The sequence below is a fragment of the Streptomyces formicae genome, assembly GCF_002556545.1.
Lineage (GTDB): Bacteria > Actinomycetota > Actinomycetes > Streptomycetales > Streptomycetaceae > Streptomyces > Streptomyces formicae_A.
Genome location: NZ_CP022685.1, coordinates 150,343 through 171,796, shown reverse-complemented (window position 1 = coordinate 171,796; position 21,454 = coordinate 150,343). Strand labels below are relative to the sequence as shown.

Below are 21,454 nucleotides of genomic sequence, written 5' to 3'. Positions count from 1 at the left end.
CCGATGACCACCGAGGAGGAGAAGACGAGGCGGGCCGGACCCGCGCGGCGGGCCATCGTCGGCCGGTTGTCCTGGGGGCTCGCCGACCAGGCGGCCTCCAGCTTGTCCAACTTCGTGGTGGGGATCTACGTCGCCCGCTCGCTGGGGCTCGCCGCGTTCGGCGTGTTCAGCCTGGCCTGGGTGACGTACGGCGTGGTGCTCAGCGTCTCCCGCGGCCTGGCCACCGACCCGCTCGTGGTGCGCTTCAGCGGGGTGCCCGACTGGTCGTGGCGCAGGGCGGTGGCACAGTCGTCGGGCACCGCGCTCGGCGTCGGCACCGCCATCGGCGCGGTGTGTCTGGTGGTCGGCCTGGCCCTCGGCGGGCGCGTGGGGCCCGCGTTCGCCTGCCTCGGCGTCATGCTGCCCGGCCTGCTGCTCCAGGACGCCTGGCGGTACGCGTTCTTCGCCGCGGGCACCGGACGCAAGGCGTTCGTCAACGACCTGGTGTGGGGCGTCGCGCTCGTCCCCGCCATGGTGGTGGCGGCCCGCGTGGGCACCGTGGCCGCCTTCGTGCTCGCCTGGGGCGTGTCCGCCGCGGTGGCCGCGGTGTACGGCTGCTTCCAGTCCGGCATCCGGCCCCGGATCACCCGGGCCCGCGAGTGGCTCCGCGAACACCGTGACCTCAGCTACCGCTACCTGGCCGAGAACGTCGGCGTCAGCGGCGCCAGCCAACTGCGGGCGTACGGGCTCGGCGCGATCGTCGGAGTCAGCGCGGTGGGCGTGGTGCGGGGCGCCGAGCTCCTGCTCGGCCCCTTCATGGCCGTACTGATGGGCCTTTCCCTGGTCACCGTCGCGGAGGCGGCCCGGGTGCTGCGGCGGGCCCCGCACCGCCTCGGCACGTTCTGCCTGCTCCTCGGCGGCGTGCAGGCCGTCGCCGCGCTGCTCTGGGGCGCCGCCCTGCTGCTGATGCCGGACCGGCTCGGCGAGCTCGTGCTCGGCGACGTCTGGAGCTCCGCGTCCGAGCTCATCGTGCCGGTCACCCTCGGCGTCGCGGCCGCCGGACTCGGCACCGGCGCGGCCGCCGGGCTCCGCGCGCTCGCCGCGGCCCGGCGCAGCCTGCGCTGTCAACTGTTCGCCTCCGCCTGCTACGTCGGCGGCGGGCTCGGCGGGGCGGCCGTGGCGAACACGGTCGGCTCGGCCTGGGGCGTCGCCGCCGCCACCGTCTGCGGCTCCTGCGCCTGGTGGCTCCAGTTGCGGGCCGCCCTGCGCGAGCGCCACCAGAACTCCATTCCCGAAGTGAGGACGTCATGACCGCCCATCCCCGGTTGAGCATCGGCCTGCCCGTGTACAACGGCGAGGAGTATCTCGCCGAGGCGCTCGATGCCCTGCTCGGCCAGACCTACGAGGACTTCGAGCTGGTCATCTCGGACAACGCCTCGACCGACGGGACGCAGGACATCTGCCGCAAGTACGCCGCCCAGGACGCACGCGTGCGGTACATCAAGCTGCGCAAGAACATCGGCGCCGCACCGAACCACAACTACGTGTTCACCCAGTGCAGGGGCGAGCTGTTCAAGTGGGCGTCGCACGACGACCTGTACGCCAGGGACCTGCTGCGACGCTGCGTCGAGGCGCTCGACGAGCGTCCCGACGTGGTCCTCGCGCACTCCGGGCAGGCCGTCATCGACGAGGAGGCCCAGGTGAAGGTCCCCTACGAGTACGGGATCGCCACCGACTCGCCCCGCGCGCCCGAGCGCTTCCGCAGCTTCCTCTTCGAGCCCGGTGGCGACGACTTCTACGGGGTGATGCGCTCCGACATGCTGCGCCGGGTGAAGCCGCACGACAGCTACCACCACGCGGACCGCACGTTCGTCGCCGAGATCGTCCTGCACGGGCCCTTCCACCAGGTGCCCGAGCTGCTGTACTTCCGCCGCGACCACCCCACCCGCGCCGAGCGGGCGAACCCCTCCAAGCGCTCCCGGTGCGTCAACCTTGACCCGCGCAGGGCGGGCCCGCTGCACCCGACGCCCCGGCTGCTCGCCGAGTACGTCGGGGGCTTCGTCTCGGCCATCCGCCGGGCGCCGCTGTCCGCCGCCGACCGGCGTGCGTGCTACGGCCACCTCGCCGCCTGGATGACCAGCAGGGCCCGCCCCGGCGCCGGTGAGCGGGTCGAGGACCGGGCCCCGGTCGACCCCGCAGGGCTCGACGTCTCCGTCGACGCCCTCGTCGCCGGACGCGAGGGGAGGCAGGCGTGAGAGCCGCACGCGAAACCCCGGTGCGCGTCGGGGTGTTCGGCCTGCTCGGCTCCGGCAACCTCGGCAACGACGGGTCGCTGGAAGCCGTGCTCGGCTACCTCCGCGCCGAGCATCCGGACGCGGCCGTGGACGCGCTGTGCGGCGGCCCCGAGGCCGTCGCCGCCCGGTACCGGATCCCCGCGACGCGGCTGCACTGGTACCGGGGCGAGTACCGGACCGCGTCGCGTGCGGGCGCGATCGTGGGGAAGGGCCTCGGCAAACTCGTCGACGTCTTCCGCACCGCCGCCTGGGTGCGCCGCCACGACGTGGTGATCGTGCCGGGCATGGGCGTCCTGGAGGCCACGCTGCCGCTGCGGCCGTGGGGCTTCCCGTACGCACTGTTCCTGCTCTGCGCGTCAGGACGCCTGTTCGGCACCCGGGTCGCGCTGGTCGGCGTCGGCGCCGCACCGATCGGCAGCAGGCCGACCAGGGCCCTGGTGCGCCTTTCGGCCCGGCTCGCCACCTACCGCTCGTACCGGGACGCCCTGTCCCGCGATGCCATACGGGCGATGGGCGTGGACACCACGCGCGACGAGGTCTACCCGGACCTCGCGTTCGCCCTGCCGACGCCCTCGGCGAGCGCAGCCTCCGACGCTCAGGGCCTGGTCTGCGTCGGCGTCATGGACTTCCACGGCGGTGACGACGACCGCGCCCGCGCCGACGAGATCCACCGCCGCTACCTCGAAGGGACGACTCGCTTCGTCCGCGCGCTGGTCGACGCGGGCAGGCCCGTCCGGCTGCTCACCGGCGACGAGTGCGACGCCCCTGTGGTCGCCTCGATCCTCGACGCGGTGGACTCGCCCCTGGTCACGGCAGCGGACACGGCCTCGCTCGCCGACCTGATGAAGGAGACGGCGGCCGCCGACTCCGTGGTGGCCACCCGCTACCACAACCTGATCTGCGCGCTGAAGGCCGGCACCCCGACGCTCGCCCTCAGCTACGCGGCCAAGAGCGACGCGCTCATGGAGCGGATGGGTCTCGGCGCGTACCGCCACCCGGCCCGCGAGGTCGACGCCGACCGGCTGCTCGAACAGTTCCGTGAGCTGGAAGGGCGATCGACGGAGCTGCGGGCCACGCTCGCCGAGCGCAACCGGGTCGCCACCCGCCAACTGGAGCACCAGTTCACCGCCTTGACCGCGGCCCTGTTCCCCGCGGCCGCCCACGCCCACGCCCATGACCACGCCCTGCGGGAGATCCGATGAAAGCGACCGAAGTCCCGGCGATCCTCGGCGCGTACCTCTTCGAACCGACGCCGTACGCCGACGAACGCGGCTTCTTCTGCCGCACCTTCGACGCCGACGTGGTCCGCTCGGTGGGCCTCGACCCGGACGCCTTCATCCAGGACAGCCTGTCCCGCTCGGTCCGGGGCGTGGTGCGCGGGCTGCACCTGCGCTCGGGGGCGGGCGAGGCCAAGCTGGTGCGGTGCTCGTACGGCAAGGTCTTCGACGTCGTCGTGGACCTGCGCCAGGACTCGCCGACCTACCGCAACGTGGCCGTCTTCGAGCTGTCCGGCGATACGCAGGTGACCCTGTACATCCCCGCGGGGTGCGCGCACGGCTTCCAGGCACTGACCGAGACCGCCGACACCTCGTACCGGATCGACCGCCCGCACGATCCGGCCGAGGACGTGACGATCGCCTTCGACGACCCGGAGCTCGCCATTCCGTGGCCGCTGCCCGTCACGTCGATGTCCCAGCGGGACCGCGAGGCACCGAGCCTCGCCGAGGTCCTGAAGCACAAGGAGAAGTGAGGTCGCCGTGGACACCGAACACACCCAAGAGGCCGGGGCGGCCGAGGAGTTGGAGCTGCCCCGGTCGCGGACGGCGAACGAGCGGCTGCACGCCCTGATCCCCGGCGGCGCCCACACCTACGCCAAGGGCGACGACCAGTACCCCGAGGACCTCGCCCCGGTCATCAGCCACGGCCGAGGCGCCCACGTGTGGGACGTCGACGGGAACCGGTACGTCGAGTACGGCTCAGGACTCCGCTCCGTCAGCCTCGGCCACGCCCACCCGCGCGTCACCGAGGCGGTGCGGCGGGAGATCGACCGGGGCAGCAACTTCGTCCGGCCCTCCATCGTGGAGGTCGAGGCCGCGGAGCGCTTCCTGGCCACGGTGCCGACCGCCGAGATGGTGAAGTTCGCGAAGAACGGCTCCGACGCCACCACCGCCGCGGTGCGCCTGGCCCGCGCCGTCACCGGACGTCCCCGGGTGGCCGTCTGCGGCGACCACCCCTTCTTCTCCGTCGACGACTGGTTCATCGGCACCACGCCGATGTCCGCCGGTATCCCGGCGGCTACCACCGAGCTCACGGTGGCGTTCCCGTACGGGGACCTGGCCGCCACGGAGGAGTTGCTGAGCCGGTACCAGGACGAGATCGCGTGCCTGATCCTCGAACCGGCCGGGCACACCGAGCCTCCCGCCGGGTACCTCGCCGCGCTGCGCGAACTGGCCGACCGGCACGGCTGCGTGCTGATCTTCGACGAGATGATCACCGGCTTCCGCTGGTCGGAGGCGGGCGCCCAGGGCCTGTACGGCGTCGTCCCCGACCTCTCCACGTTCGGCAAGGCGCTCGGCAACGGGTTCGCCGTCTCCGCCCTCGCGGGGCGCCGAGAGCTGATGGAGCGGGGCGGACTTCGTCACTCCGGCGAGCGGGTGTTCCTGCTGTCCACCACGCACGGAGCGGAGACGCACTCGCTGGCCGCCGCGATGGCCGTGCAGCGCACCTACGCCGAGGAGGGCATCACCGACCGACTGCACGCCCTCGGCGAGCGGTTGGCCGCAGGGGTCCGTGACGTGGCGGCCGGGATGGGCGTCGGCGACCACGTCGTCGTCAGGGGCCGGGCCAGCAACCTGGTCTTCGCCACCCTCGACGAGAACGGGCAGCCGTCGCAGGGGTACCGCACCCTGTTCCTGCGCCGACTCCTCGCGGGCGGCGTGCTCGCCCCGTCGTTCGTGGTGAGCAGCGCGCTCAGCGAGGCCGACATCGACCACACCATTGACGCGGTGGCCCAGGCATGTGCCGTCTACCGGAAGGCGCTGGATGCCGCCGACCCCACGCCGTGGCTGGCGGGGAGGCCGGTGAAGCCGGTGTTCCGCCGCTTGGCGTGAGCCGAGCCCGATACGGGATGGCGCGCCGCGGGCCGACGTGAGGTGACGTCAGCGGCGCTCCGACCGACCGGCGTCGGCCCGGCAGTCGACCAGCCGGTCGACCAGCCATGCGGTCGACGGCACCACCGCGAGCGCGGTGCACCAGCCGCCGAGGACGTCGGTCGGATAGTGCGCGCCCAGGGCGACCTGCGCCCAGCCCATGGCGGCGCCCGCCACCAGCGCCGCACCGAGCACGAGCGAGGCGCCCGCCGTCCTGCCGAGGCCGAGCCGCCCGGTCGCGAGCAGGGCCGCCACCAGGGCGAGCGCGGTGAGGAAGGCGGTGTGCCCGCTCGGGTAGGAGAGGTTGTCGGCGCCGTGGATGGTGCGCCCCACCAGGGACTTGAGGAGCGTCGCCGTCACCACGGTGAGGCCGACCCCGGCAACGACGAACACCGCCGCGCGACGGCCGAGCCACAGCAGACAGCCCGCCACGGCGGCCACGACAAGCGTCGCCGATCCGGCGGGCTCGCCCAGGAAGTCCGTGGCCAGAGCGGGGCGCCGCCACGGCGGCCGCACACTGTCCGCCGTCGGATCGACGAACCACCTGTCGACGGTGCCGGGCTCGCTGTGACCGGCGTACAGGACCCCGAGCGCGACGACCACCAACGCGGCGAGCACGGCGACGAGACCCAGCCACGCGCGCAGGGTTCGGGGGAGCGCCGTGGGCGCGGGTCGGCCGGTCACGCGCCCACCGGACCGTGCGGGACGAGCATCCCGTCGTGCACCAACTGGCGTAAACCGACGCCCGGTTCCGCTCCGGCCAGACGATCCAACGCGAGCCCCTCCACCGTGTCGAACTCCAGCCTCTTCGTGTCACCCTAACCAACAATCCGTCCGTGGTCGCGGGGAACCACCATCACACCCCACCGACAAGACGACGGTGACCAAGGGGAGTTGTGGGAAAGGCGGACTAGAGTGAACCGGTGACCTCCTCCCTGCCAGAAGACCTGCCGACAGCGATCGGCGACGAGGACCGCGACGCGGCGGAGCGAGCTCACCTCGGCGCTGTCGTCGCTCCGGCGGAGAAGCCGGGAACCACGACCACGACCGGCGCCGCCAGCGGTCGGATCAAGCGGCGCGGGGCGTGGCAGGTCCCGCGGACCCTCAAGGTCGCCTCCGCCTACGGACGCGCGCGGCTGGGCCTGTCGCGGGTGGTCATCGAGCACCCGGCGATCGACATCGAGCTGGCGCTCGGCACCGGCAGAGCGAAGATCATCGTGCCGCGCGACGCGATCGTGCTCCTCGACGACCTGCAGACGGGCTGGAAGGACTACCGCTACCGACCTCCGCGACGGTCAAGCGACCCCGGTGGCCCGGAGATCCGCATCTCGGGGACGATGGGCTTCGGACGCCTCACGGCCCGTCACGCGCGCCGATGAGCCACCCACACCTGCAGTCGGGCCACGGCGTCCGCTTCGAATGGGGACCCACCGGCGCGCAGCGGCTGGCACCGCATGTGAGCTGCGTCGTGATCGTCGATGTGCTGTCGTTCACCACCGCAGTGACCGTCGTGGCCGACGCCGGGACACGTGTCTTCCCCTACCGCTGGCGGGACGAGACCGCCGCCGTGTTCGCCGCCGAGCACGAGGCGAGCCTCGCTGTGGGACGCCGGGCGGCGAACGCCGCGTCTCCGTGGTCACTCTCGCCCGCTGCCCTGCGCGATGCCCCCTTCACACCGCGACTCGTCCTTCCTTCCCCCAACGGCTCCGCGATCGCGGCCGGCGCCGGGGGAACGCCGGTGGTCGCGGGTGCCTTGCGGAACGCGACAGCCGTCGGGAACTGGCTGGCCCGCCACGGTTACGGAACGCCTGACCGGCCCGTCGCGCTGATCGCCGCGGGCGAGCGCTGGCCCGACGACAGCCTGCGGCCCGCCCTGGAGGACCTGATCGGATCGGGCGCCATCGTCACCGCTCTCCGCGAACACGTCGGCGACGTGCTGTCTCTCGAGGCCGCCGTCGCCGCGTCCGCGTTCCACACGACGCGGGACGTCGCAGCCGCCGTAGCTGACAGCGCCTCCGGGCGAGAACTCGTCGAGGGCGGATTCGCGCAGGACGTCGTCATCGCCACCGAGTTGGATGCCAGTAGCACGGTCCCCGTCCTGACGGAGGGCGCGTTCCGGGACGGGGTGGCCGGGCGGCCGGGCCGGATGTCCGGATAGCCTCGCGGGATGGATCTGCGACTGGCGGCGTACGCCGTGTGCATCGAGGAGGGGCGGGTGCTGCTCGCGCACTCCGTGAAGCCCGACGGCACGAAGACCTGGACGCTGCCCGGTGGCAGGGTCGAGCACGCGGAGGACCCCTTCGAGGCGGTGATCCGGGAGGTCGCCGAGGAGACCGGGCTTGACGCCGTGGTCGAGCGGCTGCTGGGTGTGGACTCCAGGGTGGTCCCGGCCGAGGAGCGCCGCGTGCCCGGTCGGCCCGAGCTTCAGAACGTCGGCGTCTTCTACCGGGTCCGTATCACCGGCGGTCGGCTCCGCCCCGAACCCAACGGCGAGACCGCCGAGTCGGTCTGGACCCCGATCCCCGACGTCACCCGCCTCGCCCGCTCCTCGCTGCTCGACATCGGCCTGTCCCTGGCCCTGACCACACCGGCGACGGGCCATGTGGCTCCCGTTCCTGTGGGCGGACTGATCCGGCACTGAGAGGGTGCGGATCAGAGCGCGGCGCGCGCGTCTCACATCGGCAAGGAATGCAGCCGCGCCTCGCCCGTCGGCCATCTCGCGCCCTTGCCCAGCGGTGTCCACATCGCGCGCAACGGCATGGGGACCGGGCCGTCGGCAGCGGGCTGTTCGACCCGTATGCCGTCGTCCAGAACGCGCCATCCCATGCGGCCGTAGAGCGCGGTGAGCTTCGGCAGGCAGAAGAGGAGGCCGTGTGCCAAGTCGCCCGCGTCGCGGGCGTGTTCCATGGCCGCCGTCACCACCAGGCGCGCGAGCCCCTGCCCTCTGAGGTCGGGTGCCACGGCGACGCCACCGAGACCGGCCGCGTGCCACCGTTCGGAACCCGCCGAGAGCGGCACCCGCACCCATCCGGCGTGCGCCACGAGACGGCCCTGCCGCCTGAGGCCGAAGTGCACGTCCTTGTCGCGCCACGTCAGCCCGGCCGAAGCCACGCCGAAGGGGTCGGCGCCACCGCCGGTGATCTCATCGCGCTCCGCCAGGGTGTAGTGCGGGAGCCGTACGACTGCGTCTGTCATGGGGATCACTTTCGCACCCCGCCCCCCCCGCCTCACACACCTGTCGTCGGCTGTCGTCGGCGTCACACGAGCCAACGCCGCAGCACGGTGAGCAGTTCCTCGGGCTCCACCGGTTTCGCCACGTAGTCGGAGGCGCCGGACTCCAGCGCCTTCTCGCGGTCGTACCTCATGGCCTTCGCGGTGAGCGCGATGATGGGGAGACCGGCGAACCGCGGCTTCTTGCGGATGGCCGCCGTCGTCTCGTAGCCGTCCATGTCCGGCATCATCGTGTCCATGAGGACGAGTGCAACCTCGGCGTGCTGTTCCAGGACGTCGATGGCCTCGCCGCCGTCCTCCGCGTACAGGACCACCAACCCGCGATGCTCCAGCAGGCTGGTGAGAGCGAACACGTTCCGGATGTCGTCGTCGACCACCAGCACGCACTCGCCGTGGAACATGAGGGACGTGTCGGGGTCGAGAGGGCTGTCCGCGACGGGTTGCGACCAGAGCGGTGGTTCGGGGAGGGGCGCCGCGGCCGGGTGAGGCGCGCCGGGGTGGTGCAGCGGGAGGTAGAGCGTGAAGGCGGATCCCCGGCCCAGTTCGCTCTCCGCGTGGATCTCGCCGCCGAGCAGATGCGCGATCTCCCGGCTGATGGACAGGCCGAGACCGGTACCGCCGTACTTCCTGCTGGTCGTGCCGTCCGCCTGTTTGAACGCGTCGAAGATCACCTGCATCTTGTCGGCAGGGACACCGATGCCGGTGTCCGTCACGGAGAAGGCGAGCAGTTCGGATTCGAGTTGCTGCAACGACCCGGCTTCGTGCAGGTACTCGCGGATCGCGGGCGGCACGCCGGAACCGGCGAGGGCCACGGCAAGTTCGACGGCCCCGGTGTCGGTGAACTTCACGGCGTTGGACAGCAGGTTCCGCAGCACCTGAAGGAGGCGTTGCTCGTCCGTGGGGACGGTAGGGGGCAGGTCGGGGGAGAGGTGGAAGGAGAGGTCGAGGCCCTTCTCCGTCGTGAGCGGACGGAACGTGGCGGCGACGTAGTCGAGGAGTTCCTCCAGGTTCACAGGCCGCGGCGACACGTCCATCTTGCCCGCCTCGACCCGGGAGAGATCGAGGATGTCGTTGATCAACACGAGCAGATCGGACCCCGCGCCGTGAATCGTCTCGGCGAACTGCACCTGCTGCTCCGTGAGATTGGCCTCCGCGTTGTCGGAGAGCATCTTCGAGAGGATCAGCATGGACTGGAGAGGCGTGCGCAGCTCGTGGGACATGTTGGCGAGGAACTCCGCCTTGTAGCTCATGGAGTAGGCGAGCTGCTCGTTGCGTTCCTCCAGCACCTGCCGGGCTTCCTCGATCTCGACCGTCTTGGCCTCGAGTTTCCTGTTGGATTCGCGCAGGGCCTCCTGATGGCGTTCGAGCTCCGCGGAGCGGGCGCGCAGCTGCTCGGTCAACGCCTGTGACTGGCTGAGCTGTTGTTGGGTCTGCTGCTGTTTGACCACCTCCGCGCTGCTGTGCTCGATCAGGTCGGCGACCTCGGAGGGAACGTCGGTCCTGCGTTCGGCGAGCCAGTGCTGCGCCTCCGCCACACGGGTGGCGGACAGCAGGTCCTTCTCCTTGCCCTGCGCCCGCTCCTCCATGAGCGTCAGCCACTGCTGGAAGTCCGCGTCGGCCTCGACCCAGGTGGCCAGGCGGCCCCATTCGCGGATGAGGGCCTCGTGCGCGATCTCGGCCGTGTCCGGCCCCTCGGGACCCAGGATCACCAGGCGACGCTCGGGGTCGGCGAGGAGCTGCGCGATCGACCAGTCGCTGCCCAGGTGGGAGCGGTGGGCCGTGACGCGCACCGCGCTGGAGGCGCCACCGCGGGCCCTGACCATGGTCAACAGGGCCCGCCTGATGCGGGGTTCGTCGAGCCCGAGCTGCTCGGAGAGCCAGATGTAGACCTTCTCCGCATGCTGATTGAGCGCTCCGGAGACACCGCCGAGACCGTGATAGCTGTCGAAGCTGATCCGGCGGTCGTGCTGCATGGGCCACAACTCGGTCAGGGTGAATTCGAGCAGTGGCAGGCTTCCCGCGGCCTTGCTGGCCTCGCAGGCGATCTGCTCGGCGAGCCCCGGAGTGAAGGAGACGCCCGCCAGCTGGGCCGGTTCGACGATGACCCGCGTCAACGCGCCCTCGTCCAGCGGGGAGACGTTCAGCTGACGGTCCTGGAGGCGCGGGCCCAGGTCGGGGAGTTCGAGCAGTTCGGGCAGGAAGTCCGAGCGCAGCGTGCACACCAGTCGTACGCGCGGATCCTGGACGGCGTCCGGCGGCGGCAGCAACTGCTGCAGATACTCCAGCGGCTTCTCGCCGTCCGATCCGACGCTGAGGATCTCCTCGAACTGGTCGCCGATCAGGGCGAGTCGCTGGCCGGTGAGTACCGCGACCCGGGAGGCCACGGGCCAGAAGCCGTTCTCCCGCACCGCTCGTGCCCGGTGCTCCAACTGCTCGAGCGAGTGGTCCCCGCCCGGGTGTTCCAGATCGAGCAGGGCCCGCGCCACCGACTCGTACGGCATCACACCGGGGCGGAAGGACACCACGCTCCAGCCGTCGGCCGACAGGGCGGGTTGCAGACCGGCGGCGACCAGGGAGGACTTCCCGACCCCCGAGGGGCCGGTGACCATGACGAAGGGCTGTGCCTTCACCATGTCGCGCAGCCGGTCGACCTCGCGCTCCCTGCCGACGAACACCCCGGTCCGCGCGTCCGCCGCGGTGAAGGCCCGCAGTCCGCGATAGGGGCAGGGCGGCAGCACGGTACGGCCCAGGATCTCGGGCCAGGCCGCGGCGACCTCGGTCATCGGCACCGCGTACGCGTCCTGAGCGCCACCACCACGACCGGCGACGGCGAGCATGCCGAGGACGGCGTCCCCCCACCGGTCGGTCGCGACGACCGGTGCCCCGCTGTACCCGGGCTGGGCCCGCAGCGCCGACTCCGCGCCGGAGTCCAGCTGGATCAGCCCTCCGCCGACGGCACCGCGCAGCACGCACGTGCTCCAGGCCCCGTTAGCCTTCCGGTCCGGCACGCCCGCGTACCCGAACACCGACACGGGCGCGTCACCCACCAGACCCACCCGCGCGTCCAGCAATCGGGCGGGACCGGCACCGACCGGCAAGGTGTCCCCGCCCACCAGGATCAGACCCGCCACGTCCCGCCCGGGACACCCGGCGTACGGCGGCGGATCCCAGGCGGCGACCCGGCAGTGCCGCAGCGGCGCGCCCTCGGCATCCCCCAGCAGTACGAACTCGACCTGCACGCGCGCCGTGTCGGCGGGCCGGTCGCGCACGGTCCTGTCCCGGCCGAGCGCGGCGTTGACCACGTGGGCGCAGGTGACGATGTGCCGCTCGCCGACGACGAAGCCGACCCCGACGGGGGCGTCCGATGTGGCGACCCGGATCTTGACGATGAGCCCTTCGCGCTGGGCACGCACCGGAATCAGCCGCTCTTCCAGACCACCCGAATCGCGAAGTTGACCTCTGCCGTCCCCTTGGCGATGATCACTCCGGTCTCACCGCCCATCTTGAGACCGAACTGGATCTCCGTCTCGTCGGGCTTCAACTCCCGTACGGTCTGCGCGACATGGGCGAGTGTCGGCCGCACCTGGTCGAGCGCCTCCTGAAGCGTCAAGTGCGCCCTGGCCACGACGCCGTCTCCACCGGCTGCCAGATCCAGATCCGAGCCGAGTTGTTCGCCGTCCACCTCGAAGACGGCGGTCGCCCCGTCGTCGTTCCCCAGCGCCATCACGAGTTCTGCCACGATGCCCCTTGCATCCGCGTCCGCCGGCAGATCACCGGTACTCCCCAATCCTGGAGTACGGCGCGGGCGCGGCGCAGGCGTTCCCGGGGATGTCCGTGCCGCGCCCGCGACTCACCAGGCGTCGTGCTCGCGGCGCAGTAAGTGACCGAGTCTGAAGGGCAGTTGCTGCCCCGTGCCGTCGATCGCCTTGAGCCGCGGCGGGGCCCGGTGGGCCTCGGCCGCGCGGTGGGCGGCACGCGCTTGTTCGAGGAGCCGTTCGCCGGGGCGGCCGCGCAGGAGGTGCTGCGCGGGGCGAGGGGCAGGGAGGTGTGGGCCGGGTTGTCGTCGGGGGACAGCACCGCCCCTACGGCGTCCAGGAGTTCGGAGTGCTCGCTCGGCGTCAGTTGGCTGGCGAGGCTCAGCCGGGTGACCAGACGCACGAGCCGTGAGCGGACCGGGGCCGTGGCGTGCGGATGGGGCAGGAGCGTCAGGGGGGGGCGAGGGAGTGCAGCTTCGGCTGCGGATCGCGTCGGCGCTGCTCCAGGAGGACCAGCAGGAGTCTGCGCTGGCTCGCCGGATGCTCGGCCTTGTGCGAGCCGCGCTGTGCGGGGCGCGGGCGAGGGTGGTCCAGTAGCCCCTTGGCGGTCCAGGTGTTGATCAGCCGCTCGGTGACGTCTGGGTAACCCGCTTCGCGCGCGTCGAGGAGGAGGTCGTCGATGGTGACGGTGTGTGTGCGTCTGTCGAAAGGCCGATGGGCACTGTTGTGAACTACCGGCCAACGCGCCCTGAAATAAAGGTGTTGCCCGTCCGGGTGCTCCTTCCCAGGCCGGTACGCGGGCTTCCGCTCGCGCTCCCGTCAGGGTGGGTGTGACAGGGCCACCCGGACAACGGTGCGGGCCCCTACGTTGACGGGCATGGACAAGAACCGGCTCAGTGACTTCCTGCGGGCCCGACGCGCGCTGGTGCGCCCCGAGGACCACGGCATGCCCGCGGGGACGCGCCGCACTCCTGGCCTGCGCCGGGAGGAGGTCGCCGTCCTCGCCGGGGTCAGCACCGACTACTACGTACGGTTGGAACAGGGGCGCGAACGCAATCCCTCCCCGCAGGTCCAAAGGGCATTGGCGGCCGCGCTCCTGCTGGCGGACGAGGAGGCCGCCTACCTGCGCGCCCTCATCGATCCGCCCCAGCACGGGCGGCCTCCGGCCGCCGCCAGGGAGTACGCGGGCCCGCAACTGGTCGCCTTGCTGGACACCTGGGCGGACACACCGGCTCTGGTCTACGGCCGCTACCTCGACCTGCTGGCCGTCAACTCCCTGGGCGAGGCGCTGTTCTCCTGGCTCGGCGGCGAGACGAGCCTGATCACCGCGATGTTCCTCAACCCCGCCGCACAGGACTTCTACCGCGACTGGGCCGTTGTGGCGCAGGGGTGCGTGGCCGCGCTGCGGGCCGCCAACCCCGCCCCGGACGACAAGCGGTTGCAGAAGCTGGTGGGTGAACTCTCCGTACGCGACCACGACTTCGCCCGCATGTGGGCGCGCCACGAGGTGGGGGCCAAGACGGCCTCGGCCAAACGTTTCCACCACGCGTCGGTCGGCGACCTGACGCTGGACTTCGAGACCTTCTCCGTCAACAGCGCGCCCGGCCAGCACCTGGTGGTCTACCGCGCCGAACCCGGCAGCGCCGCCGAACAGTCGCTCGCCCTGCTGGGCAGCCTCGGCCTCCCCGAACTCCCCGACACCCACGACGAAGGGCACACCTCGCATGACCTCCACTGATTCCCCCGTCTGGTTCATCACCGGCTGCTCCTCAGGCCTCGGCCGGGAACTGGCCCGCACCGTACTGGAACACGGCTGGCGGGCGGTGGTCACGGCCCGGGATCCCGGCAAGGCCGCCGACGTGATCGCCGGGCACGAGGAACGCGCCGTCGTCCTGGCGCTGGACGTCACCGACGCCGAACAGATCGCCGACGCGGTCGCCCGGGCGCAGGCCGCCTTCGGACGGATCGACGTACTGGTCAACAACGCGGGCTACGGCTACCTCGCCGCCGTCGAGGAGGGCGAGGACGACGAGGTCCGTGCCCTGTTCGACACCAACGTCTTCGGTCTGGTGGACACCACCAGGGCCGTCCTGCCCGGCATGCGGGCCCACCGCACCGGCCACATCGTGAACGTGTCCTCCATCGGCGGCCTGGTCGGCTTCGGGGCCACCGGCTACTACCACGCCAGCAAGTTCGCCGTGGAAGGCATCTCCGAGTCCCTCGCCGTCGAGGTCGCTCCGCTCGGCATCAAGGTCACGATCGTCGAACCCGCCGCGTTCCGCACCAACTGGTCCGGGCCCTCGATGCGCCAGTCGCCCACCACCATCGACGACTACGCCGAAACCGCGGGCACGCGACGCGCGAGCACCCTGGCCTCCTACGGGCACCAGCCCGGGGACCCGGCACGCGCGGCCCAGGCCGTCGTCGACGCGGTCACGGCCGAAGACCCCCCGCTCCGGCTGCTGTTGGGCAAGGCCGCGTACGACATCGCCACCGCCAAGCTCGACTCCCTCAGGACCACGTTCGAGGACTGGCGGGAGGTGACGCTCGGCGCCGACTTTCCCCCGGAGCACACCGCGGGCTGACGGCGCGCCGACGTCGACGAACGTCCGGGTTCACCACGCGGTCCCTCGGCCGGGAATCGGCCGGAGCCAGGCGGAGTTGGGGCGGAGGTGAGCCGTGATCGTGACGGTGTTCGTGGCCTTGGCCGTGTCAGTGGCCGTGTCCGTGGCCGTGTCCGTATTCGTGGAGGGGATCTATGACCATCCTGGTCACTACGCCGAACGGAACGGTGGGACGCTTCCTCACCGAAGTGCTGCGCGACCACAGCGATGTGCGGTTCTTCGTTCGCTCCGAGGCCGGCGCCAAGAAGCTCGGCGAGGTCCGCGGTGAGGTCTTCCGCGGGGAGGTCACCGATCCGGCGGACGTCCGGGCCGCGGTCACCGGCGTGGACCGGCTCTATCTCGCGCATCCCTTTGTCGACAACCAGGTCGACGTCGAGACGAACCTCGGTCTTGCCGCCATCGAGGCCGGCACGCGCCGGATCGTCAAACTCGGTGCCCGCGCCTTCTCCGGCAAGGGGATCGTCCCGGACGCCGTCACCGGCGCCCACGACACGATCACCGAGCGCCTGCGACGCGTCGGTGTCCCGGAACTGACTGTTCTCCGGCCCGACCGCTTCCTGCAGAACTTCCTGCCCGCGGCGGCCTCCATCGCCGAGGGCGCACTGGCCGATCCGGCGGGACCAGGCGCCCGGGGCTATGTGGACACCCGGGACATCGCGGACGTCGCGGCCGCTGAACTCCTGGCGGAGCGTCCCATCGGCGGTGACATCGAGATCAGCGGTCCTCGGGCACTGACACTGCAGGAACTCTGCGACCGCTTCGGCGCCGCTCTCGGCAGACCGGTGAGGTACGTCGACGTCCCCCTGGACGACGCCTGGCGGAGCGCGCTCGCGGACCGCGGCGTCACGCCGCAGGTCATCGACGGATTGCACGACCTGTACGCGAACTATCGCCAAGAGGGCGTGGCCGGTCTCGGTGACGGGGTTTCACGCGTACTCGGCCGCCCGCCGCGCTCGGCCGAGGACTTCGCAGCCGAGCTGCTCGCGACGGCCGTCTCCAGTACGTGAGTGCCGTGGTGCCCAGCCGGGCACTACCGTGATGCGCATGAGCCTGGCCACCACGCCCCTCTGTGATCTCTACCGCCTCGACCCCGCAGGACAGGACCACCACACAGAGAGCGCCCGGCTGCGGGCCCGGGGCCCCGTGGTCGCGGTGGAACTGCCGGGCGGGGTCGCCGCGTGGCTGGTCACGCGGCCGGAGGTGGGCCGTCAGGTGCTCGCGGACGCCCGGTTCGTGAAGGATCCGGCCGCGTGGGGTGCCTGGCGGCGCGGCGAGGTCCCGGTCGGCTGGCCGTTGACGCCGCTGGTGACCATCCAGAACATGACCACCGCGACGGGCGCCGACCACCGCCGCCTCAGGGCCCCTCTCGCCCGCGCATTCACCATGCGCCGAGTCCGGGAACTGGAGCCGCGGGTCGCCGCGCTGACCGACCAACTCCTGCGGGAAATAGCGGAGATGCCTGCCCGCGCGGCAGGAGAGCCGGTCGACCTGCGGGCGTGCTTCGCCCACCCGCTCCCCATCCGCGTCATCTGTGAGCTGTTCGGTGTGCCCGCCCGCCGCGCGCCACGGGTGCGCGCGTTGTGCGGTGCGCTGTTCGGCACCGAGCCCTCGCCCACGGAGGCCGCGGCCACGCACGCCGCGCTGCGCGGGGAACTCGCCGCCCTGATCGACGAACGGCGGGCCCACCCGGCCGACGACCTGACGACGGCCCTGATCGACGCACGGGGAGCCACCGGCGGGGAGGCAGCCGACGCTCTCCCTCAGCCCGAACTGAGCACCTCCGAACTCATCGACACCCTCCTCCTGATGCTCGTGGCGGGCCACGAGACCACCGTGAACCTGCTGGTGAACGCGGTACGAGCCCTGCTCACGCACCCCGCGCAACGCGAACTGCTGCGACGCGGGCGAGCGCCTTGGACGGCGGCCGTCGAGGAGACCCTGCGCTGGGACCCGCCCGTCGCCAATCTTCCCTTCCGCTACGCCCGCCGCGACGTGGATCTCGCAGGACGCACGGTGCGCGAGGGCGAACCGGTAGTCCTCGGCTACACCGCCTTCGGCCGGGACAGCGACCAACACGGCCCGAAGGCAGCCGAGTTCGACATCACCCGATGCGGCGACCGGCAACACCTCACCTTCGGCCACGGCATCCACCACTGCCTGGGCGCGCCCCTGGCACGTCTGGAGGCAACCGTGGCCCTGCCCGCGCTGTTCAAGCGCTTCCCGGAACTCGCCTTGGCGCAGGCGGATCCGCCGCCGCTGCGCTCCCTGCTCTTCAACAGCCTGAGCGGCCTTCCGGTCGGTCTGGACGGTGCGCGACGCAGTGCCCTCTAGGGCTCCCGCTTAGAGGAGCGAGTGCTCCAACCAGTGGTGAAGCAGGGCGGCTTGGCCGTCTACGGAGACCCGGGTGGGCGGCAGGCGACGGGCGAGTACGAGCAACAGGTCCTGTGCCGTCCCCGAGACCTCCACGTCGGCGACACCGCCGGTGTCGGATTGCCAGGTGAGGCCCTCGGGGGTGCGGGTGACGAGCCACGCGGTCACTGTGTGAGGGCTGGTTCCGACGTCGGTCGTGACGATCCGCATCGTTTCGCCCTGCCCGCGCAGCTTCGCGGCCGTCGGGCGCAGGCCCTCGGCGGCGGGCAGGGCGAGCAGGCGCAGGAGCTGGAGCAGTTCCGTGATCGCGTCGGCCGCGAGGCGCGGCGGGAGCCGGTAGGGGACGGCGGCGTGCAGGGCGGCGTCGACTCGGTGGAGGGTGGTGTCGTGGGTGGCCCGACGCAGCCAGAAGCGTGCGGGCCGGGGGCCGACGAAGGTCCACACCGGTGTGTCGGCGCCCACCGTCCATACGGCGTCGACGAGGCCCGCAGCGCCGTCGCGCAGCCACCCTCGCCAGTCGGCTGGCGGCTCCGCGTGGTGCGGGTCGGGGACGGGCGAGGCGCCGCCGGTCCTGACGATGTCGGACATCCAACGGTGCTCCTGTCCTATGTGGCCGACGAGCACCCGGAGTTGCCACGCGGGACAGGTGGGGACCGGCGCGTCCCAGTCGGCTCCCGCGACGGCTTCTGTGAACGCCGTGGTCTGTTCGACGAGGGCGGCGGCGAGCTGGTCGGTGTCCAGGTGCTGATCCGTGTCGTCGGCGATGTCATGATCGGGTCGGTGGCTCATGTGCCGAACGGTAGGAGTTCCACCCGGGTGGAGGTTCAAGGTGGATGACGTCACGATGAGCATCGGTGAGCTCGCGCGGCGCTGCGGGGTGCCGGTGCGGACGGTGCGCTTCTACTGCGACGAGGGCGTGCTCCAGTCGCTGCGCAGCGCGGGCGGACACCGACGCTTCGACGCGTCCGCGGTGGAACGGCTCACTCTCGTACGGAGGTTGCGCGCACTGGGCCTCGGGCTGCGGGCCGTCGTCGAGGTCCTCGCGGGGGAGCGGTCCGTCGCGGAGGCCGCCGCCCAGGAACGTGCCGCGCTCGATGTGTCCTTGGCGGCGTTGGCCTGGCGCCGGGCGTCGTTGCGCGCCTTGGAGGGGGTCGCCTCGACCGAAGAGCGCGCCGCACGCCTTGAGTTGCTGGCCGCGGCGAGCGACGGGGCGACCGCTCGTAGCACGCTCGAAGGGTTCTGGAGGCTCGCGTTCGCGCCGACGGTGGTCGCTGACGACCTGGGCATGTTCCTCGCGGTGGGAGTACCGCGGCCGCCGACCGACCCGTCCCCGGAACAGGTCGTCGCGTACGCCGGGATGGTCGGTGTCGTCTCCGAACCCGTCCTGCGCGAGCGGGCGTTCAGGAGGCGCAGAGCCGACGCGGTGGCCGCGTACCAGCACACGGTGTTGCGCGGGGAGATCGGTGTGCTCTGTGACGCGGTGCGCGCGGGCGCGCGGCCTGCCGGGCTGCTCGACGCGTACGTGAGGGTGCACGCGTCCGCACGGGGGGAGAAGGACACGCCGTCGTTCCGGCGCGAGCTTGCCGGGGCCGCGGCACTGGACCGGAGCGCGGGGATGCGGCGCTACTGGCGCCACGTCAGGTCCGTCACCGGGGAGCACCTGACGGTGGGGGAGGCGCACTTCCTGCTGCTGGACGCACTGGACGGGAGTGCGGGGAGCGGGGCTGTGTCGACGACCACGTCGTAGCCGGGTTGCGGGCGACGGTGCCCTAGAGTCGCCGCATGCGACGAAGGACTGGGGTGGCGGTGGTCGGGGTCGTGGCCCTGGCCTGGGGCGAGTGGTTGAACAGGCGCTGGTCTCGCGCTCTCGTGGGAGACGGCGGGCACGCTTCCGGGGTCGGTGGTGGAGCCGGGGTGGAAGCCGTGGTGGTGCTGGGCTTCCGGAATCCCCAGCCGACGGCCAACGCGATCAACCGCTGGCGGGTCCGCGCCGGAATGCGCTCCCTCGCGACAGACGGCGCCCGGGGAACCCGCGTGATCTTCAGTGGCGGTGCGATCGGCGGTGGCGCGGCGGAGGCCCGGTTGATGGCTGACTACGCGAAGTCGCAGCTCGGATTCGACGGCACGCTGCTCCTCGAAGACCGCAGCGCGACGACCTGGGAGAACATCACGCGAGTGATCCCGCTGATCGAGGACGTCGACCGCATCAAGATCGTCTCCCAGCCCGCTCACGCGCTCAAGGCCCGCGCGTACCTGCGGCGTCAACGCCCGGACCTCGCCGCGAGGGTGGTCCGCGCGGAGGACTACCGCGCCGGTGAGTGGATGGCGGTCAAACCGCTGCTTGCGCTCTACGGACTGTGGACGCTCCGTGGCATCGAGGCCGACGAACGGAAGTGACCGCGCACCCGCTTCGGCGTACGGGGCCCACCGCGCCGACGGCCTGACAGAATCGCCTTACCACTCCCAGTTGTTGGGGATTGCGCGCCGACGCAAGGGCCGCAACAGTGAGGGGGTGGTGCCGAAACCTTCACACCGGAGGCTCTATTGACCCAGCACGGCCATGAGCGCCCCGACGGCGCGACCGGCTCCGACGAAGAGGTCGCCGAAGAGGTGGCCGAGCTCAAGGAAGAGGTCGCTCAGCTGCAGCAAGCCGTGCAGTCGCACGCGATCGTCGACCAGGCGATCGGGCTCCTCGTCGGACTCGGGCAGATCACTCCGGCCGAGGCGTGGGACGCCCTGCGCGAAGTCTCCATGAACACCAACACCAAGCTGCGCGAGGTGGCCGAGACACTGATCGACTGGGGGTGCAGCGGGGTGCTGCCGGGCGACATACGTGCGGAACTCGAACATCGTCTGATGCAGCAGCGGCGCAACAGCCAGTGCGCGGACGTGGAACCGCCGACCGGCTGAGCCCCGGGCCCGGCCGCCGTGGCCCGGCGACGGCCGTTCGATGCGTCACTGACTGTCCCATTGCTTCGCCCCTTGCCGCTGGGCAAGGGGCGAAGGGCGGGCTCACTGCCGAACCCGCCCTTGGGGGATGACTCGGTTGCTCCGCCGATATCACGAAGTGCCCCGATTGCGAGCGCTGAAACGGGCGGCACCCGGCTGGGCCCGACGCGTCGGGGGTACGGGCGTCAGGCGATAGGCGCCTTCGTGCGAGGTCACGCGGCCTGACGTGGGCTCGGGGAAGTGCGTGCCGAGAAGGAGGGTGTCTGTGTCGGCGAGCGCGCCGAGCAGCGCGCGGCGAGAGGTCTCGGCCTGTTCCGGGTCGATGTCGACGCAGCTACCGATGTGGGGGTGGGGGAGTTGTACGGGGTGGTGGATCACGTCGCCGGTGATGACCGCCTTCTCGCCCAGGCTGCTCACCTCGACGGTCACCTGGCCGGGCGTGTGGCCGGGGGCCGGCACCAGCCGTAGCCCCGGGGAGAGGTCGGTGCCCTGGGGCGGGACGTCGACGAGATCCAGCAGCCCGGTGTCCTCGACCGGATGCACGGAGTCGCGGAACATCTGCTTGCGGGGCTCGTCCATGTCCTGCGCGGCCCAGAACTCCCGCTCGGCGCGCGAGGTGACGTACCGGGCGCGGGGGAAGGTGGGGACCCACGCGCCGTCCACCTCCCGGGTGTTCCAGCCGACGTGGTCGGTGTGCAGGTGCGTGAGGATCACCAGGTCGACCGAGTCCGGTGTGAACCCGGCGGTGGTGAGTCGCCGCAGGTAGTCGGTGCGCAGGTCGTGCCAGGCGGGGTTGGCCCGCGTCTTTCCGTTGCCGATGCCCGTGTCGACGAGCACGCGGAGGCCGCCCACGGTGAGCGCGAAGCTGTGGCTGTCCAGGCGCGGTACGCCCTCGTGGTCCGCGAAGTCGGGGCGCAGCCAGTCCTGTTGTGAGACGACCTCGGCCGTGGCGTCGGGCAGGAGCCAGGGCCCGGTTCCGGGCGGCAGGGGTGTCTCGTCGATGCGGTGGACGGTGATGTCGCCGACGGTCCAGTACGGCACGGGGGTCTCCCCTTCTCGTAAAAGCTAAGCGTTTGCGTTAGTCGAGCCTAGGTCCTACCGTG

20 protein-coding genes and 2 pseudogenes are annotated in these 21,454 nt (G+C 71.7%); 15 read left to right on the top strand and 7 right to left on the bottom strand.

Translation table 11 applies throughout. The features are described from left to right. The first annotated feature begins 3 nt into the window (after positions 1–3). Genes KY5_RS00765 through KY5_RS00745 form a run of 5 tightly spaced genes read left to right on the top strand, consistent with a single transcriptional unit; the run spans position 4 to position 5,383 of the window. Complete coding sequence (locus tag KY5_RS00765; RefSeq protein WP_098246988.1) at positions 4–1,290, top strand: hypothetical protein; 1,287 nt, start codon at positions 4–6, stop codon at positions 1,288–1,290. Then, on the top strand, positions 1,287–2,234 hold the full coding sequence (locus KY5_RS00760) for a glycosyltransferase family 2 protein (RefSeq protein WP_098240315.1): 948 nt from the start codon (positions 1,287–1,289) through the stop codon (positions 2,232–2,234). The genes KY5_RS00765 and KY5_RS00760 overlap by 4 nt, the downstream gene beginning before the upstream one ends. Beyond that, complete coding sequence (locus tag KY5_RS00755) at positions 2,231–3,475, top strand: polysaccharide pyruvyl transferase family protein (protein ID WP_098240314.1); 1,245 nt, start codon at positions 2,231–2,233, stop codon at positions 3,473–3,475. The genes KY5_RS00760 and KY5_RS00755 overlap by 4 nt, the downstream gene beginning before the upstream one ends. Then, a complete protein-coding gene (rfbC, locus tag KY5_RS00750) occupies positions 3,472–4,023 on the top strand; it encodes a dTDP-4-dehydrorhamnose 3,5-epimerase (protein WP_098240313.1) in 552 nt (183 codons plus the stop codon). The genes KY5_RS00755 and rfbC overlap by 4 nt, the downstream gene beginning before the upstream one ends. A 7-nt stretch (positions 4,024–4,030) precedes the next feature. Then, entirely contained in the window at positions 4,031–5,383 is a 1,353-nt protein-coding gene (locus KY5_RS00745; protein ID WP_098240312.1) for a glutamate-1-semialdehyde 2,1-aminomutase, read from the top strand. 48 nt (positions 5,384–5,431) lie between these two features. Here the strand turns inward: KY5_RS00745 and KY5_RS00740 are convergent, their stop codons facing one another. Next, positions 5,432–6,106, bottom strand: a complete 675-nt coding sequence (locus KY5_RS00740; RefSeq protein ID WP_098240311.1) for a phosphatase PAP2 family protein — start codon at positions 6,104–6,106, stop codon at positions 5,432–5,434. 239 nt (positions 6,107–6,345) lie between these two features. Here KY5_RS00740 and KY5_RS00735 point away from each other — a divergent pair, with 239 nt between their 5' ends. Genes KY5_RS00735 through KY5_RS00725 form a run of 3 tightly spaced genes read left to right on the top strand, consistent with a single transcriptional unit; the run spans position 6,346 to position 8,063 of the window. Beyond that, entirely contained in the window at positions 6,346–6,801 is a 456-nt protein-coding gene (locus KY5_RS00735; RefSeq protein WP_098240310.1) for a hypothetical protein, read from the top strand. Next, positions 6,798–7,580, top strand: a complete 783-nt coding sequence (locus tag KY5_RS00730) for a 2-phosphosulfolactate phosphatase (RefSeq protein WP_098240309.1) — start codon at positions 6,798–6,800, stop codon at positions 7,578–7,580. Before KY5_RS00735 ends, KY5_RS00730 begins: the two co-directional genes overlap by 4 nt. A gap of 9 nt (positions 7,581–7,589) precedes the next feature. Next, on the top strand, positions 7,590–8,063 hold the full coding sequence (locus tag KY5_RS00725) for an NUDIX hydrolase (RefSeq protein ID WP_098240308.1): 474 nt from the start codon (positions 7,590–7,592) through the stop codon (positions 8,061–8,063). Between the two features lie 32 nt (positions 8,064–8,095). On the opposite strand, the gene KY5_RS00720 is transcribed toward KY5_RS00725, so the two are convergent. The 4 genes and pseudogenes from KY5_RS00720 to KY5_RS00710 all read right to left on the bottom strand — a co-directional run bounded on the left by KY5_RS00720 (position 8,096) and on the right by KY5_RS00710 (position 12,392). Further along, positions 8,096–8,617: a GNAT family N-acetyltransferase gene (locus KY5_RS00720; RefSeq protein ID WP_098240307.1), complete on the bottom strand. Its 522-nt coding sequence runs from the start codon at positions 8,615–8,617 to the stop codon at positions 8,096–8,098. Positions 8,618–8,679: 62 nt separating this feature from the next. Continuing rightward, positions 8,680–10,215, bottom strand: a pseudogene (locus tag KY5_RS42395) (response regulator); the annotation flags it as partial. A 66-nt stretch (positions 10,216–10,281) separates the two neighbouring features. Continuing rightward, a pseudogene (locus KY5_RS43030) lies at positions 10,282–12,066 on the bottom strand (serine protease); the annotation flags it as partial. Between the two features lie 5 nt (positions 12,067–12,071). Further along, the gene (locus tag KY5_RS00710; protein WP_098240305.1) at positions 12,072–12,392 is read right to left on the bottom strand and encodes a CU044_2847 family protein; all 321 of its coding nucleotides are present in this window, start codon (positions 12,390–12,392) and stop codon (positions 12,072–12,074) included. An 893-nt stretch (positions 12,393–13,285) separates the two neighbouring features. On the opposite strand from KY5_RS00710, the gene KY5_RS00705 reads away from it, so the two are divergent. The 4 genes from KY5_RS00705 to KY5_RS00690 all read left to right on the top strand — a co-directional run bounded on the left by KY5_RS00705 (position 13,286) and on the right by KY5_RS00690 (position 17,363). Continuing rightward, positions 13,286–14,146 carry a helix-turn-helix domain-containing protein gene (locus KY5_RS00705; protein WP_098240304.1) on the top strand — a complete coding sequence of 287 codons (861 nt, stop codon included), beginning with the start codon at positions 13,286–13,288 and terminating at the stop codon, positions 14,144–14,146. Then, a complete protein-coding gene (locus KY5_RS00700; RefSeq protein ID WP_098240303.1) occupies positions 14,133–14,993 on the top strand; it encodes an oxidoreductase in 861 nt (286 codons plus the stop codon). Before KY5_RS00705 ends, KY5_RS00700 begins: the two co-directional genes overlap by 14 nt. 173 nt (positions 14,994–15,166) lie before the next feature. Continuing rightward, a complete protein-coding gene (locus KY5_RS00695) occupies positions 15,167–16,039 on the top strand; it encodes an NmrA family NAD(P)-binding protein (protein WP_098240302.1) in 873 nt (290 codons plus the stop codon). Between the two features lie 37 nt (positions 16,040–16,076). Beyond that, a complete protein-coding gene (locus KY5_RS00690; RefSeq protein WP_098246987.1) occupies positions 16,077–17,363 on the top strand; it encodes a cytochrome P450 family protein in 1,287 nt (428 codons plus the stop codon). Between the two features lie 9 nt (positions 17,364–17,372). On the opposite strand, the gene KY5_RS00685 is transcribed toward KY5_RS00690, so the two are convergent. Further along, entirely contained in the window at positions 17,373–18,191 is an 819-nt protein-coding gene (locus KY5_RS00685; protein ID WP_098240301.1) for a maleylpyruvate isomerase family mycothiol-dependent enzyme, read from the bottom strand. A 40-nt stretch (positions 18,192–18,231) separates the two neighbouring features. Here KY5_RS00685 and KY5_RS00680 point away from each other — a divergent pair, with 40 nt between their 5' ends. The 3 genes from KY5_RS00680 (at position 18,232) to KY5_RS00670 (ending at position 20,312) form a co-directional block, all read left to right on the top strand. Next, positions 18,232–19,149: a MerR family transcriptional regulator gene (locus KY5_RS00680; protein ID WP_234362567.1), complete on the top strand. Its 918-nt coding sequence runs from the start codon at positions 18,232–18,234 to the stop codon at positions 19,147–19,149. 35 nt (positions 19,150–19,184) lie between these two features. Further along, positions 19,185–19,799 (top strand): ElyC/SanA/YdcF family protein, encoded by a 615-nt coding sequence (locus tag KY5_RS00675; RefSeq protein WP_098240300.1) that lies wholly within the window; start codon positions 19,185–19,187, stop codon positions 19,797–19,799. Between the two features lie 147 nt (positions 19,800–19,946). Beyond that, positions 19,947–20,312 carry an ANTAR domain-containing protein gene (locus KY5_RS00670; RefSeq protein WP_234362566.1) on the top strand — a complete coding sequence of 122 codons (366 nt, stop codon included), beginning with the start codon at positions 19,947–19,949 and terminating at the stop codon, positions 20,310–20,312. A 150-nt stretch (positions 20,313–20,462) separates the two neighbouring features. Here KY5_RS00670 and KY5_RS00665 read toward each other — a convergent pair whose 3' ends face one another. Next, on the bottom strand, positions 20,463–21,392 hold the full coding sequence (locus tag KY5_RS00665; protein WP_098240299.1) for an MBL fold metallo-hydrolase: 930 nt from the start codon (positions 21,390–21,392) through the stop codon (positions 20,463–20,465). Positions 21,393–21,454: the final 62 nt, after the last annotated feature.